At 41.6% G+C, this 15887-nt stretch carries 12 protein-coding genes; 11 read left to right on the top strand and 1 reads right to left on the bottom strand.

All coding sequences use genetic code 11. The annotated features are described in order from the left end of the window. The first annotated feature begins 119 nt into the window (after positions 1-119). Together KV40_RS14585 and KV40_RS14590 are read left to right on the top strand one after the other, a co-directional pair. Entirely contained in the window at positions 120-1388 is a 1269-nt protein-coding gene (locus KV40_RS14585) for a uracil-xanthine permease family protein (protein WP_052055647.1), read from the top strand. A gap of 65 nt (positions 1389-1453) precedes the next feature. Next, positions 1454-2212, top strand: a complete 759-nt coding sequence (locus KV40_RS14590) for a phytochelatin synthase family protein (RefSeq protein WP_036482850.1) — start codon at positions 1454-1456, stop codon at positions 2210-2212. A gap of 30 nt (positions 2213-2242) precedes the next feature. Here the strand turns inward: KV40_RS14590 and KV40_RS14595 are convergent, their stop codons facing one another. Continuing rightward, positions 2243-3034 (bottom strand): YdcF family protein, encoded by a 792-nt coding sequence (locus KV40_RS14595; protein ID WP_036482853.1) that lies wholly within the window; start codon positions 3032-3034, stop codon positions 2243-2245. Between the two features lie 279 nt (positions 3035-3313). Here KV40_RS14595 and rpsB point away from each other — a divergent pair, with 279 nt between their 5' ends. From rpsB to thiO, 9 genes are all read left to right on the top strand, one after another. Next, a complete protein-coding gene (rpsB, locus tag KV40_RS14600) occupies positions 3314-4237 on the top strand; it encodes a 30S ribosomal protein S2 (RefSeq protein WP_036482854.1) in 924 nt (307 codons plus the stop codon). A 244-nt stretch (positions 4238-4481) separates the two neighbouring features. Next, on the top strand, positions 4482-5141 hold the full coding sequence (gene tsf, locus KV40_RS14605) for a translation elongation factor Ts (protein ID WP_036482856.1): 660 nt from the start codon (positions 4482-4484) through the stop codon (positions 5139-5141). A gap of 192 nt (positions 5142-5333) precedes the next feature. Then, complete coding sequence (locus KV40_RS14610; protein WP_036482858.1) at positions 5334-6302, top strand: hypothetical protein; 969 nt, start codon at positions 5334-5336, stop codon at positions 6300-6302. Positions 6303-6320: 18 nt separating this feature from the next. Beyond that, entirely contained in the window at positions 6321-8780 is a 2460-nt protein-coding gene (recG, locus tag KV40_RS14615) for an ATP-dependent DNA helicase RecG (protein WP_036482861.1), read from the top strand. Positions 8781-9110: 330 nt separating this feature from the next. After that, positions 9111-10217 carry an ABC transporter ATP-binding protein gene (locus KV40_RS14620; RefSeq protein ID WP_036482865.1) on the top strand — a complete coding sequence of 369 codons (1107 nt, stop codon included), beginning with the start codon at positions 9111-9113 and terminating at the stop codon, positions 10215-10217. Between the two features lie 112 nt (positions 10218-10329). Beyond that, positions 10330-11919, top strand: a complete 1590-nt coding sequence (locus KV40_RS14625) for a glucose-6-phosphate isomerase (RefSeq protein ID WP_036482868.1) — start codon at positions 10330-10332, stop codon at positions 11917-11919. Positions 11920-12130: 211 nt separating this feature from the next. After that, positions 12131-12571, top strand: coding sequence for a cupin domain-containing protein (locus KV40_RS14630; RefSeq protein WP_036482870.1), 441 nt, complete (start codon positions 12131-12133; stop codon positions 12569-12571). 225 nt (positions 12572-12796) lie between these two features. Further along, a complete protein-coding gene (locus KV40_RS14635) occupies positions 12797-13468 on the top strand; it encodes a DNA-binding response regulator (protein ID WP_036482872.1) in 672 nt (223 codons plus the stop codon). A gap of 410 nt (positions 13469-13878) precedes the next feature. Further along, positions 13879-15885 carry a glycine oxidase ThiO gene (gene thiO / locus KV40_RS37105; RefSeq protein WP_036483107.1) on the top strand — a complete coding sequence of 669 codons (2007 nt, stop codon included), beginning with the start codon at positions 13879-13881 and terminating at the stop codon, positions 15883-15885. The last annotated feature ends 2 nt before the right edge of the window (positions 15886-15887 follow it).

Here is a 15887-nt window from a genome sequence, read left to right on the forward strand (position 1 = left end):
TTTTTTCTATCTTCTAGCGATCGCCCAATATTAATAAACCAAATCCAAACTGCTACAGCGCAACCGCAAGATGAACGAATAAACAAGTTGAAAAGTACTGTCTCGTATCGATTAAGCTTATGACTGAAATACAAAACCGCTCGTCAAAAAATACTCAAGATGCGATCGCGTCTACGGCATATCATTTTCGCCTGCGAGATTTTCTACTCGGCGCACAAATGCTGTTTGTGGCTTTTGGTGCTTTGGTCTTGGTGCCAATTTTAGCGGGGTTAGATCCTAATGTGGCTTTGTTTACCTCTGGAATAGGAACTTTATGTTTTCAACTGGTTACGGGGGGTAAAGTTCCCGTATATCTGGCATCGTCTTTTGCTTTTATCGCACCTATAACTTTGAGCGTCGAGCGATATGGTGTGGCTGCGACTCTATCGGGGCTTGCTGCTGCTGGAGTGGTGTATTTAATCTTGAGCTTAGTTGTATTTTGGGGCGGTTCGTCTATTATTAATAGGGTTTTACCTACTATAGTTACTGGTCCTGTAATTATGGTCATTGGTTTGAGTTTGGCTTCTACTGCTGTCGAAATGGCAACAGAAGCAGGAGAAACCTACAGTGCGGCGATCGCCATTTTAGTAGCTGCGGTTTCTTTACTGGTAACTATGCTGACGGCAATTTTAACCAGAGGCTTCTTACGGTTAATTCCGATTTTGTTTGGCATACTTGCAGGCTATATAATCTCTTTGCCTTTGGGCTTGGTAGATTTTTCCCCAATGGCGCAAGCACCCTGGTTGGCAGTTCCTAGCTTTACCGTACCGAGTTTTCATTTACCAGCCATACTATTTATTTTACCTGTAGCGATCGCCCCTGCGATCGAGCATATTGGCGATGTCGTAGCAATTAGTTCGGTAACGGGCAATAACTATCTCAGAGATCCTGGAATACATCGAACTTTATTAGGAGATGGCATTGCTACCAGTCTGGCGGCATGTTTGGGCGGTCCACCCAATACGACCTATTCGGAGGTTACGGGAGCGGTAGCTCTGACCAGAGCCTTTAACCCTGCAATCATGACCTGGGCAGCGATTGCAGCTATATTACTCTCATTTTTTGGTAAATTAGGAGCGGTCTTACAAACAATTCCCGTTCCCGTTATGGGGGGAATTTTAGTGGTGCTGTTTGGTACGGTGATTATTGTCGGCATGAATAGCATGACTCAAACGCAAGAAGACCTACTACAACCGCGTAATATTGCCATCGTTGGCGCAATTTTAATTCTCGGTGTAGGTGGCATGAGCGTTAATGCAGGAGCTTTTGCCTTAGAAGGAATTGGTCTATCGAGCATCATTGGAGTGTTGTTAAATCTGTTGCTTCCTCAAGGTAAGGAGCGGAGTTAGTCATTTAAACTATTTTTATTGTCTGTTTCTCGTCGATAAATAAACTTCGATCGTAAGGTATTAAGATGCAGCATATTCGTACTAAAGGTTTGGCTAAAGTTAGTTCCTTATTGGTTCTTGCTGGAGTAACATTTTTCTCTAGCTGTGGTGTTGCGCGATTGCAACTAAAAACCGAAGAATTAATCGCTTTAGATTCAGCAACAGGAGAAGAACTTTTATTTACCAGTCAAGCTCGTAGCGATTATTTACCTCTATCAATAGAGTTCGTCACCCAGGACAATCTTGCTTACTGTGGTGTTGCTACTCTGGTAATGGTTCTCAATGCTTTAGATATTAAAGCTCCCGTTGCACCCAATCATACAATTGCAGGTCTAGTTTCCTATCGGTTTTTTACTCAAGAAAATGTTTTTGAGAACGAGCAAACCCATAAGGCGATCGCACCCGAAACAGTCGCCAGACAGGGAATGACATTGGAGGAATTGGGAAAACTGTTTCAAAGCTATCAGTTAGAGGCACAGACTTTTCATGGTGAAGATGTAAATCTGGAGCGATTTCGCCAAAAAATCGTTCAAAATCTTCAGCAAGCAGGCAACTTTATCGTAGTAAACTATTCACGGCGCAGCTTGGGGCAACAGGGTGGTGGACATATTTCTCCTGTAGTTGCGTATCATCAACAGTCCGATCGCTTTTTAATTTTAGATGTAGCTCGTTATCGCTATGCACCTGTCTGGGTAAAAGCCAAAACTTTATGGAAAGCGATAAACACAATAGATTCGGTATCGAATAAGACCAGAGGATTTGTAGCGATTGAGCTTTTAAAGTAGATTATTCAGTTCAGAGAATTAGTACAAACCCTACAGCCAGCCTTTTAAACGGTATATTACAAAACCAATGTATTCTTTAATTGCATTTGTAGTCCAATCTAAGTATATAGAAGCAGGAATCAAACTTAAAATTCTAGTCTGAAAGCTTTCATCGCGCTCGCCTGCAAACTTTGTTACCAAAAAATCTGTCGGTGCGGCAATAGCAGAAATATCTTGTTTGTTAAAAATAGCCAGCGATCGCGGCATGTGTATGGCAGAAGTTACTAACAAGATTTGGTTTATTTTTCGCTCGGTTAAAATTTTCTTGGTATAGATAGCGTTTTGATAGGTATTGAGAGAATCTGGTTCTAAAATCATTGCCGTTTGAGGCACTCCCATTAACCTCAGTAAAGTAGCCATATCTGCTGCTTCCGAAGCGGGATTTCCATACCAGGGAATACGACCACCAGAAAGAATAATTACTGGTGCTTTACCATCTTTATATAGTTTGGCAGCATACAACAGGCGATCGCCTTGCTGGTTAATCTCTGGCATAACTCGCGGTGGCTCGACACTGTAAGTAGCACCACCCAAAACTACAATAGCTTCGGCAAGAGGCAGGTTATCTGGAGGTAAATTTTGCCACTCTAATGACTTAACCAGCCAGCTACTAACTTTTTCATTGCCAGCAGTAAATAAAATTATTAAGGCTAACAACACGGGAATAAATGCAGGACGCGATCGCTTCCTACTAAAAAATAAAGCCCATAACAGCAAAACACAGCTTAATCCTACGGGATAAATCAGCAAAGGCAAAAGTTTGGAAAAAAATAGAAAATCCATGTTGTTTAAGCGATCTTTTTGCCATTAGTTTAAATAAAAATTTTTGTATTGAAAACTCAAATAGGCTTAAATAATACTTCCTTACCTAGTTATTGCCACACATGTTAGACTATATAAGTTTGTAAAATCACTGGGCAATCCATTACGCCCATTAAAATTCACACATTCAAGGTTTCGGGTGTTTTCTTAGAGAAAATAATCGCCGAACTTCGAGTGCTGATTCAGCAATTCGGTTCCCCTTGAATGGAGGCAACAACCCGAACAGGAGCAAAAAAGAATATGCCAGTTGTATCTCTCGCAGAACTATTAGAGTCTGGGGTTCATTTCGGTCATCAAACTCGCCGTTGGAATCCTAGAATGTCTCAATATATTTACACCGCTCGTAACGGCGTTCATATTATTGACTTAGTACAAACTGCTCAGTTAATGGAAGAAGCCTACGAATACATGCGCTCTTCTTCCGAACAGGGCAAAAAAGTTTTATTTGTCGGTACCAAACGTCAGGCAGCAGGAATTATCGCTCAAGAAGCCAGCCGTTGTGGGGCATACTATGTCAACCAAAGATGGTTGGGAGGTATGCTAACTAACTGGGAAACCATTAAAACTAGAGTCGAACGACTCAAAGAACTAGAAAACTTAGAGGAAAGCGGTGCTTTAGACAAAAGACCCAAAAAAGAAGCCTCAATGTTGCGTCGCGAACTAGGTAAGCTACAAAAATATCTTGGCGGGATCAAAACTATGCGCAAAGTTCCCGACATTGTAGTGATTATCGACCAAAAACGCGAACATAACGCTATTTCCGAATGTCAAAAATTGAGCATTCCTGTTGTATCTACTTTAGATACTAACTGCGACCCCGAAATCGTCGATATTCCAATTCCCGCCAATGATGATGCTATTCGTTCGATCAAGCTAATAGTTGGCAAACTAGCAGACGCAATTTACGAAGGTCGTCATGGCGAACTCGATACTCAAGAAGATTATGACTATGAAGAGTTTGAAGAGGGTATTGATGAAATGGACTATCCCGACGAAGAGGAAGAAGAGGCAGCAGAAGAATTTGAAACTGCTACAGAAGCCGATAATCTAGAAGTCTCTGAAGCCGATACTGCTGCTGTAGCTGCCAGTTCTGAATCTCAAGAAGCTGATACTGCTGCTGTGGCTGCCAGTTCTGAATCTCAAGAAGACGACAGCGAAGAATAACACCAACTAAAACAAGATCGACCTTAGAGTAAAGGCGTTGCCTGTTTGCAGGATGATTTCAAACTGAGAAAATAAACAGCAAAAAGCAAGAAGTATTAATTATCTGGCTTTTTCTGCTCGGTTAAAATTCAGCATCCCATAATGATGCAACGCCAAAGTAACTAATGAATGTATAAATTACTCTCACAGAGACTAAAATCATTTTGTCTTTATTAATATTGAGTTTTACATAGGGAAAAATTAGATGGCGAACATATCGGCAAAACTAGTAAAAGAACTCCGTGAAAAAACAGGTGCGGGGATGATGGACTGCAAAAAAGCTCTGGCTGAAAGTGATGGTGACATGACTAAGGCTACAGAGTGGTTGCGGCAAAAAGGTATTACCTCAGCAGATAAAAAGCAAGGTAGAGTTGCCGCAGAAGGCTTAGTAGAAAGCTATATTCACACGGGCGGACGCATTGGCGTATTGGTAGAAGTAAATTGTGAAACCGACTTTGTCGCTCGTCGCCAAGAATTTCAGGAACTAGTCAAAAATATTGCCATGCAGATTGCAGCCTGTCCTAACGTCGAATACGTTAGGGTGGATGATATTCCTGAAGATGTAGTCACCAAAGAAAAAGAAATTGAAAAGGGACGCGAGGACTTGGCTGGCAAACCTGACAACATCAAAGAGAAAATTGTCAGTGGTAGAATTGGCAAACGTCTCAATGAAATTTCTTTACTACCCCAACCTTATATCCGCGATCAAAGCATCACCGTAGAAGAGTTGGTCAAGCAAAGCGTGGCACAATTAGGCGAAAATATTCAAATACGCCGTTTTGCTCGGTTTGTTTTGGGTGAAGGTATTGAAAAAGAAGAGACTAATTTCGCTGAAGAAGTTGCGGCTCAAACGGGTAAAAAATAAGTTAGTGATTAGTGGTTAGTAGTTAGTAGATTAGTAGTTAGTCGGGGAACAGAGTCTAGTCAAGAGTCAGTTAAGACAATCTACTTCTTAATTTATTTACTTTCTACTTTCTACTTTCTACATTTTTACTTTCCCAACCTGACTCTATTGTAGTTTGAAACTTAGTTTTGCTATAACTAAACAAAAAATCAGATGGCAAAATCGATCAAGCAAATTCAACAAGAGTTAAAAACGTTAGAATCGAGCGTGGAAGAAGCTGGACGAGAACTTAAAGATGCTTACGCTCGATATTTAGAGTTATTAAGTCAATCTGCCAAACAACAGCTTATTTTGGCTTGCTATCAGTTGTGCACTCAAGTTTATCCAGAGTTTTTTTTAAGCTTGTCATTAAGCCAAAAACAAGAATTACAGCAGAAATTAAGAACCCTCGGTCGAGAAATTCAACCTCAAATAACTAACTGTGCGGCAAATGAGGAGATTCAGCCAGTGTCGGTGCAGCGCGAACTCGATCTCCTGGCAGAAATGGTCAAAAAATTACCAATAACTCCAACCGACAGAGATAAGTTAGCAGCTAAACTCAATTTTGGTTCTGCTAACTCTAGCTCGAATATATCAGATATAGAAGAAATAGAAACAGAAGAAATATTTTTGCCTGAAGAAGAACCAGATAGTTCCGAACCACCACAAAAACTAGATTTGAAAAATCCCGAACATCTTTTTCTCTGGCACAAACAGGTAGAAAAAACGATTAAGAAAACTTTAGACGATATCTCTGAAAAAGCAAATAAGTGTTTGCAGGAAGCTGCAATAATACCCAGTCGCTTACCAGCTAAAATTATTGAAGTAGCAATTCAGGCTGACGAAGCTAGCTCGTCCTCTGGCGATCGCCAGGTGAAAAAATCACCCAACATTCTTAGTTTGGCAATTGAAACTGAAAAAGAAAAAAAGTCTAAACCGCAGAATATACAGCAGTTCGAGCTATTACGTTTGCGTTTAGCAGAGATTGAGTTTGCCGATCCGAGGCTAAATGTCCGACGCAATCAAGTTCGTAGTGTAGTGGGAAAAATTGCCAAACTACGCCAGCGATTTGGGCAGCTAAAGGAAGAGTATACTGTAGCAGAAGCAGAGGCAGCGTGGCGATCTACCTGGTATGAAGATTAGTCAAACGGCGAATTGGGAATGAGCGAGCCAGATTGGATTAGATTGCAAAAGGCATTGTCTATAGAGGCAGAAAAAGGTTACGGCGATTTGGTAGGTAATCAGTATCGCTTTAGCGAGTTTCTCTGTCTGAGTTTGGGAAAACCACCGTCAAGTATACCCCAACAGGAGCGATCGCGCTGGCAGGATTTAGCCGCCAAGTTTGCAGCTTATACCCAACTCAGTCAGGCACAAAGACAGCAGCTAATTATTAGAACTTGCAATTTTTTGCATCAGCAACGGGCGATCGCCACAACTGCCAACCAACCCCCCAAACCAAAACTACCCCGCACCGCTTCCTTAAATAGCACTTCAACTTCAAACTATTTTACACCCAAGCTAACTTTAGATAAGCCTTTAAGTCAGGTTATCGATGTCGGACGCAGAAGCCATTATTTAGAGCGTCTGGGCTTGCATACAGTAAGAGATTTACTATTTTATTATCCCCGCGAACATCTCGACTATGCCCGACAGATGCAAATTGCTCACCTTACCCCAGGCGAAACGGTAACGGTAATCGGTACGGTGAGAAGCTGTAAGTGTTTTAGCAGCCCCAAAAACAAAAAATTAACCATTTTTGAGTTAGTTATGAGCGATCCGACGGGAAGACTCAAAATCAACCGCTTCCTAACAGGTAATCGCTTTAGCAGTCGAGCATCACAAGAAAGTCAAAAACGCCGATATCCTAAAGGCTCGATTGTTGCCGCATCGGGATTGGTCAAGCAAAATAAATACGGTATTACCTTAGATAAGCCAGAAATAGAAGTTTTAGACGGCGCGGGTGCCAGTATCGAATCGATTAAAGTAGGGAGAGTTTTACCCGTATATAGCTTGAGTGAAGGAGTTCCTGCCGATACGGTGAGAAAATCAGTAATTGCGGTAATGCCTGCTGCCACACAGCTTAAAGACCCCTTGCCAGCAGCAATCCGTAACCAGTATGGTTTAATAAAACTAGAACGGGCGATCGCCGATATTCATTTTCCCGATACTCAAGAGCGACTGACACACGCCAGACGCAGACTGGTATTTGATGAATTTTTCTATCTCCAGCTAGGCTTTTTACAGCGTCGCCAACAGCTAAAGCAAAACCAAGCCAGTGCTAGCTTTGCTCCTACAGGTAAATTGGTACAGCAGTTCCAGCAAATACTGCCCTTTCCCCTAACTAATGCCCAACAGCGAGTAGTAACAGAAATTTTTCGAGATCTAGCTACTACCGACACTTCGATGAATCGTCTCGTTCAAGGTGATGTAGGTTCGGGAAAAACTATCGTCGCCGTGTTTGCCATTCTCGCAGCAATTCAGTCTGGCTATCAAGCAGCATTAATGGCACCAACTGAAGTATTAGCAGAACAGCACTACCGCAAATTAGTCACCTGGTTCAATCTGCTGCATCTTCCCGTAGAGTTACTAACGGGTTCTACCAAAACCGCCAAACGCCGCGAAATTCACTCCCAACTAGAAACGGGAGAATTACCCTTATTAGTAGGAACTCACGCTTTAATCCAAGATCCCGTTAACTTTCATAAGTTGGGTTTGGTCGTAATTGACGAACAGCATCGTTTTGGGGTGCAGCAAAGAGCCAGACTGCTAAGTAAAGGCAAATCACCCCATGTTTTGACCATGACTGCTACTCCCATTCCTCGTACTCTAGCACTTACCCTACATGGAGATTTAGATGTCAGCCAGATTGACGAATTACCGCCGGGCAGACAGGTAATTGAAACCAGAATGAAAACTGGCAGAGATCGCAGTAAAGTTCACGACTTGATTCGTCGTGAGGTAGCAAAAGGCAGACAGGCATATATTATCTTTCCTTTGGTAGAAGAATCAGAAAAGCTAGATCTTAAAGCTGCTGTAGAAGAACACCAACGTCTAACCGAAGTTATCTTTCCCGAATTTCAAATTGCTTTACTACACGGACGCATGAGTTCGGCAGATAAAGATGCAGCTTTAACTGCTTTTCGCGATAACCAGTGTCAAATTATTGTTTCTACAACGGTAATTGAGGTCGGTGTAGACGTACCCAACGCTACGGTAATGGTAATCGAACACGCCGAACGCTTCGGTCTATCGCAGCTACACCAGCTACGGGGACGAGTAGGTAGAGGCAGCCATAAATCCTATTGTTTTTTGATGAGCAGCAGTAAAACTCCCGATGCCAAACAGCGACTTACGGTATTAGAACAGTCCAACGACGGCTTTTTTATCTCCGAAGCCGATATGCGCTTTCGTGGACCAGGAGCGGTTTTAGGAACCCGTCAGTCTGGCTTGCCCGATTTTGCCCTAGCAAGTTTAGTAGAAGACCAGGAAGTGCTAAACTTAGCGCGAGAAGCAGCAGAAAAAATTATTACCGCCGATAAAAATTTGTCTGGCTTTCCCAGTTTGCAGCAAGAGTTAGAGATTCGTTATCGTCGCTTGATGGGTGGGGATATTTTAAATTAACATGAGTTCGATGATTACAGAACTTATCGGTGAAGGTAAGGCAAAAGCAAACTGACGTTGAATTAAAAGCGATCGCGCCTACCAACTTTATTAATAGACAATTGATAATTATTTCTTCTTTTTGCCAAATTATCTGATTGGTTCACCTTTTGTCATCTGAATAAGTTATATCCAAGCTAAAAAAATGCCCGATCGCCCTTAAGCTCAGTTTAGTTTCGACTGGCGATTGCTAAAAAATTTATTTTATCGTTCAGCAAAACCATAAGTCAGAAGATAGCTACAAAATGCTTGATAATAAATAACTGACGCTAAAAAAATACTAGATCGCAGATGGCACGAGTAAGCTTGCAGGGAGTTACCCGTAAATTTGGTAACGTAACGGCAATTGAAGATATCACCTTTGAAATAGAGGATCGCGCTTTTTGGGTTTTAGTCGGACCTTCTGGCTGTGGTAAATCGACGGTTTTAAGGGCGATTGCGGGATTAGAATCGATTACTAGCGGCAGACTCTATATCGGCGATCGCCTAGTAAACGATATCCCCGCCAGACAGCGAGATGTAGCGATGGTATTCCAAAACTATGCTTTGTATCCCCACCTGAGCGTAGCGGAAAACTTGGCTTTTGGCTTAAAAATGCGTAACGAAAATTCCACGAAGATTGAAAACAGAGTAGGGGAAGTAGCGCGATCGCTCAATATAGAACACCTACTCAAACGCAAGCCCAAACAGCTATCGGGAGGACAACAACAGCGAGTAGCTTTAGGACGGGCGATCGCTCGACAGCCACAGGTGTTTTTACTAGACGAACCTCTATCTAATTTAGATGCTCAATTAAGAGACGATACTAGAGCCGAATTAAAACGACTGCACGATCGCGTCGGCATTACTACAGTTTATGTCACTCACGACCAAGTAGAAGCCATGACTTTAGGCGATCGCGTAGTAGTGCTGGAAAACGGTAAAATTCAGCAAATAGGCAAACCCCAAGAAGTCTACGCTCATCCTGCCAATCGCATGGTAGCTAGCTTTTTAGGTAATCCACCGATGAATATTTTGTCAGTAACTTATCAAGACGATAGTTTGGCGATCGACGTTACCGACAACGGCAAGCGGCAAAAAATACCAGTTCCTCTAGCAATGTCTAGCCGCATACAAGCATCTGGGTTGCGTAAATTTGATTTAGGTGTTCGTCCCGAACATATTACAGTAGTTCCTTCAGACACGGCATCGGGCATCATGTTGGTAGTAGATCTTATCGAGCCTTTAGGCAGAGAAACTCTAGTCAAAGCTAGCTTACCAGACTCTAATTTAAGCCTCGGTTTCATCACCGATGCTGCTTGGCAGGGAAAGCCAGGAGAGCTTTTAAAGGTTCGATTCGATGCAGAAAAATTATTTATTTTTGATTCTAATAGTGGAGAAGTTGTTAACGGGCATTAATTGTTCGAGGCAATTGCTTAAAATTGGAGAAAATCTAAAGTAGCTACTGAAGTCTAAATAGCTTCTACTACACTTAACTATTGAACTTTGTGCTTAAACTAAGAAAAATTCTATGGATACCGCTAAACTTTGGCAACGCTACCAAGACTGGCTTTACTACGACAAAGATTTAGAATTCTATCTAGATATTAGCCGTATTAGCTTCGATGATGCCTTTGTCAGAGACATGAAACCCAAATTTGAAAAGGCATTTCAAGATATTGATGGTATAGAAGCAGGTGAAATTGCCAATCCCGATGAAGACCGAATGGTCGGTCACTATTGGCTGCGCGACCCCGAACTCGCTCCTACTAAAGAACTAAAACAAGACATTATCGAGACGCAAGAGCGCATTCTCCACTTTGCCAAACAGATTCATAGTGGAAAAATTACTCCTCCAACTGGAGGCAAATTCACCGATATTCTCTCTATTGGTATAGGTGGTTCGGCATTAGGACCACAATTTGTCGCTCAGGCTCTAGCTCCTTTAGACGCACCGTTAGACATTCACTTTATCGATAATAGCGATCCCGAAGGAATCGATACAATTTTAGCTCAAATCGGCGATCGCTTGGATACTACTTTAGTTTTGACGATCTCTAAATCTGGCGGTACCGCAGAAACTCGCAACGGAATGTTAGAAGTCCAAAAAGTCTATCAAGACAGTAATTTAGATTTTGCCGCTCATGCCGTTGCAATTACAGGTAAGGGCAGTAAATTAGAAGGAATTGCCAAAAGAGAAGGCTGGTTAGAAATTTTTCCCATGCGAGATTGGGTAGGCGGGCGTACTTCAGAACTATCTGCCGTTGGTTTGGTTGCCGCCGCACTACAGGGAATTAATATCGTAGAGATGTTAGACGGTGCCAAAGCAATGGACGCTCTAACCAGAAAACACGATCTCAAAAACAACCCTGCTGCTTTGCTAGCTATGGCTTGGTACTATGCTGGTAACGGTCAGGGAGAAAAAGACATGGTAATCTTGCCCTATAAAGATAGCCTGTTGTTGTTTAGTCGCTATCTCCAGCAGCTAGTTATGGAGTCGTTGGGTAAAGAAAAAGACCTCGATGGTAATGTGGTTAATCAAGGTATTGCCGTATATGGCAACAAAGGCTCTACCGACCAACACGCTTACGTACAACAGCTAAGAGAAGGAGTAAATAATTTCTTTTTAACTTTTGTCGAGGTACTGGAAGATCGAGAAGGTAAACCCGTAGAAATAGAACCTGGAATTACTTCTGGAGACTATCTTTTAGGCTTTTTGTTGGGAACGCGCCAAGCACTTTTCGATAAGCAAAGAGACTCGATTACAATTACCATTTCTAGAGTCGATGAGTTTAATGTTGGTGCTTTAATAGCTCTTTACGAACGTACTGTCACTATCTACGCTTCATTAATTAATATCAATGCCTATCATCAACCTGGAGTGGAGGCAGGTAAAAAAGCTGCAAATTCCGTACTTAAGCTACAAGATCGTGTTGTCGATATTTTAAAACACGCTCGTTCTCCACTGTCTTTGTTGGAACTAGCAGAAAAAGCCAAGTCTACAGACCAGATTGAAACTATTTATAAAATAATCCGCCATCTTAATGCTAACGATCGCGGTTTGATTTTAAAAGGCAATCTCGGTCAACCAGATAGTCTTGAAGTTTTCTGGCAAAAATAACGAAAGAAAAAGGAAGAAGGAAGATGTTTTCAAGTCCCTTCATCTTTCTTCTGTCTCACTTCATCCTTAAGTCAATTTGTAGCAAGCGAAATTTATAAAAATTATTTCTATATCATAAAATGGCACTAAAATGTCGTTTCGATCGCATAAATTTTAAAATTGGTAGTTAAAATAGGAGCATTAACTATCTACCAAATACCAAAGTGCAAACATGGGACTAATTAAAGGAGTAACAATTCGCCCAATAGAATCAATTAAAGGAGGAATGGCAGAGTTTTATACTCCTTTGTCTAGCGATGAAACAATGGTGGTAAAAGTTCCTGCTAACACGGTTGACGATTTATTCGTTCACAAACATCAAACAGACCATCTGCTAGTAGTAAAAGGTAGCTTTGTTCTGGTAGTGCTTTACAATCGTCGCTATCAATATATTCCCTTAAGCGAACACTATCCCCAGGCAGTTACAATTCCTCCCAACGTGCTGCATGGTGCGATTAATCCCAACTCAGAAGATTGTTTGTTGGTTAATGCCTTACAGCGCCATGGAGAACCGAACGATCGCGACTATCAACCAGTCAAAAAACCATTTCACTACGACTTAGAACGAGCTAAAAATAGTTTGATGCAGTTAAATTTGACTAAAGTTGCTTAACTAAAAACTAAAATCTTTCTCAAGGCTATTGATTTTAGTTCTAAAATTTGTACTACTAAGTATTATCAACTTGTAGATTGTTAGGCTCAATTATACACTATTTATTGCTAAAACAAGCGCAATTTTGTAAAGTTTAAATAAACTATAATTTTGTATATAGATTTATTTCTAATAAACTATATGTAAAGTTACATATGTATACTGACCTAACATTAATAATACTTAATGCCTTTATTAATTTTAATTGCCGAGGACGACCCGAGTATTCGCTTGTCTGTTAAAGACTATCTCGAAGATCGGGGATATTCAGCGATCGCTGCTGAGAACGGAAATAGTGCATTATTAATGTTGGAAAAATTTCATCCTCATTTACTAATTTCTGACATCAAAATGCCAGGAATTAATGGTTACGAGTTAGTTAAAAAAATTCGTCAACTACCAAAATTTCGTCTGCTGCCAGTAATTTTTCTCACCGAACACAATAGCGTAAACGAGCGTGTTAAAGGATATGAGGCGGGTTGCGATATTTATTTACCAAAACCTTTTGAATTAGTAGAATTAGGTGCGGTCATTCGCAATCTGTTAGAGCGATCGCAAATGATTCATTCAGAACTACGATTTTCTCAGGAGGAAGAACGAGAAAAACCGCAGTTAGATAACAACGATGGCAACAGCAGTAATAATTTGCCAGAATTTTGCGAACATTTAGAACTAACCCAACGCGAACGTGAAGTCCTCATTTTACTAATGGATGGTCATTCAAATCCAGAAATTGGTAATCAACTGCATCTTTCACCTCGTACTATTGAAAAATATGTCAGTAGCTTATTGCGTAAAACTGGTAGAAACAACCGCGTAGAATTAATTCGCTATGCGTTACAGGGAAATTTAGTTTAAAAAAGCTATAAGCTCTAAGCTTTTAATTCTAAGCTAATTAACAGTACTCAAACAATTTTAACAGTCAAAATAAGCTAAAATACTTTTGCTGATTGACTTTAACATTATGAGTCTTCAGTTTACTGGTAAGTTAATCTAGATATAGCTCAAACCACGAAATATATTAACTTTTACCTAAAAAGCTTTTTCAAAAATGACCGATCTTAAAAAAATTATAGAATCTAATGCCAGAGCGATCGCTGCACTAACCGACGATATCTAAGAAATGAAGCGCGATAAGCCTACGGCATGACTTCATGTTTTTGTAAATCTGCTTCATCGGAGATAAAGGTAGACATAGCAATTTCTACTTTGTCTTCATGGCTGCTAATTTTCGAGATAAAGTTTATATAGAGACGAGCGGGATAGAAATGAAAGCAGCAGAGATAGTAGTTGTTGGTGGCGGTATAGTTGGATTGGCGATCGCGATTGAGTTAAAGCGGCGCGGTGCAGACGTTATGGTGGTTAGCCGTAATAGTAGTGAGGCGGCGGCTAATGCGGCGGCAGGAATGCTGGCACCAATGGCAGAACAGATCGATTCTGAGCCAATGAGGGAATTGTGTCTGCGATCGCGCGATCTCTATCCCGAATGGATCGGCAAGCTAGAAGAACTAACGGGAATAGATACGGGTTATTTACCACGCGGTATTTTAGCACCTGTGTACACTCAGCCATCAGCGATTGAAACCGCTCGTAGCAGCATTTGGCTGGATGAAACTGCAATTCGACATTATCAGTCGGGTTTGGGTAAAGATGTCGTTGGTGGTTGGTGGCATCCCGAAGATGGACAGGTAGATAATCGGGCATTAATGCGATCGCTTCTGCAAGCCGCTCGAACTCTCGGTATTGAACTTAAAGAAGGAGTTACGGTAAAAGCAATTCGACAACAGCAGGGACGAGTAGCTAGTTTAGTTACCGATATTGGCAATATAGAATCAGAGCAATACGTTATCGCTGCTGGTTCTTGGATAAGTCAACTGTTACCTTTACCAGTACGTCCCGTTAAAGGACAAATGCTAGCATTAAAAATGCCTCCAGAGATTCAGCCTTTATCGCAACAAGTTTTATTTGGCGAAGATGTTTATTTAGTTCCTAGACTGGCGACTAGAAGATGCGAGGCTTCATCGCATCTCGCGCCCTCAGAAAACGGACGCTTAATTGTCGGTGCTACAGTAGAAGAAATCTCTTGGACACCAGGCAATACAGCTCAAGGAATACAGAGTTTGTTAAATAAAGCTACCAGACTCTATCCCGCGCTCGCGCCCTTGCAAATAGAAGAATTGTGGTGGGGTTTTCGTCCTGGTACTCCCGATGAGTTGCCCATTTTAGGTCGAGGTAGCTGTGATAATTTATTTTTGGCTACAGGACACTACCGCAACGGTATTTTGCTAGCACCTATTACGGCTAGGATAATGGCAGATTTAATCTCGGAACAAAAAGCCGATCCACTACTGAAGCATTTTAGCTATCTACGTTTTCAACAAATCAAAGTCAAAAGTCAAAAGTTAGAAGTCAAAAGTATGCTTGAGTTACAAAGTAACGGCACCTCCCCTCAACAAATCTCTTTACCTGCAACAACAGAACATAACGAAGATTTAGTTATCGCAGGACGAACCTTTCAATCGCGTTTAATGACGGGTACGGGGAAATACCCCAGTATTGAAGCGATGCAGCAAAGTATTGCAGCTAGCGGTTGTCAAATTGTTACCGTTGCCGTCCGCCGAGTGCAAACTAAAGCCGCAGGACATGAAGGTTTGGCAGAGGCGATCGACTGGAGTAAAATCTGGATGTTGCCCAATACTGCTGGCTGTAAAACCTCAGAAGAAGCCATACGAGTAGCTAGGTTAGGTCGAGAAATGGCAAAACTGCTCGGTCAGGAAGATAATAACTTTGTCAAGCTAGAAGTTATTCCCGATGCTAAATATCTATTACCCGATCCCATTGGCACCTTAGAAGCTGCCGAAAAGCTAGTAAAAGAAGGTTTTGCTGTCTTACCTTATATCAACGCCGATCCCTTACTGGCAAAACGGCTAGAAGAAGTAGGCTGTGCGACGGTAATGCCTTTGGGTTCTCCTATTGGTTCGGGACAGGGGATTAAGAACGCCGCTAATATTCAAATTATTATCGAAGAAGCCAATGTACCTGTAGTAGTGGATGCGGGTATTGGTTTGCCCAGCGAAGCCGCATATTCTATGGAACTAGGGGCAGATGCCTTACTGGTTAATAGCGCGATCGCCCTGGCTAAAAACCCTCCAGCAATGGCACAAGCTATGGGCATGGCAACAGTAGCAGGAAGACTAGCGTATTTGGCAGGTAGAATTCCCATCAAGCAATATGCTAGTGCTAGTTCTCCGCTAACGGGAACGATTGATTCGTAGGG

The sequence above is a fragment of the Myxosarcina sp. GI1 genome (assembly GCF_000756305.1).
In the GTDB taxonomy this organism is placed as follows: domain Bacteria; phylum Cyanobacteriota; class Cyanobacteriia; order Cyanobacteriales; family Xenococcaceae; genus Myxosarcina.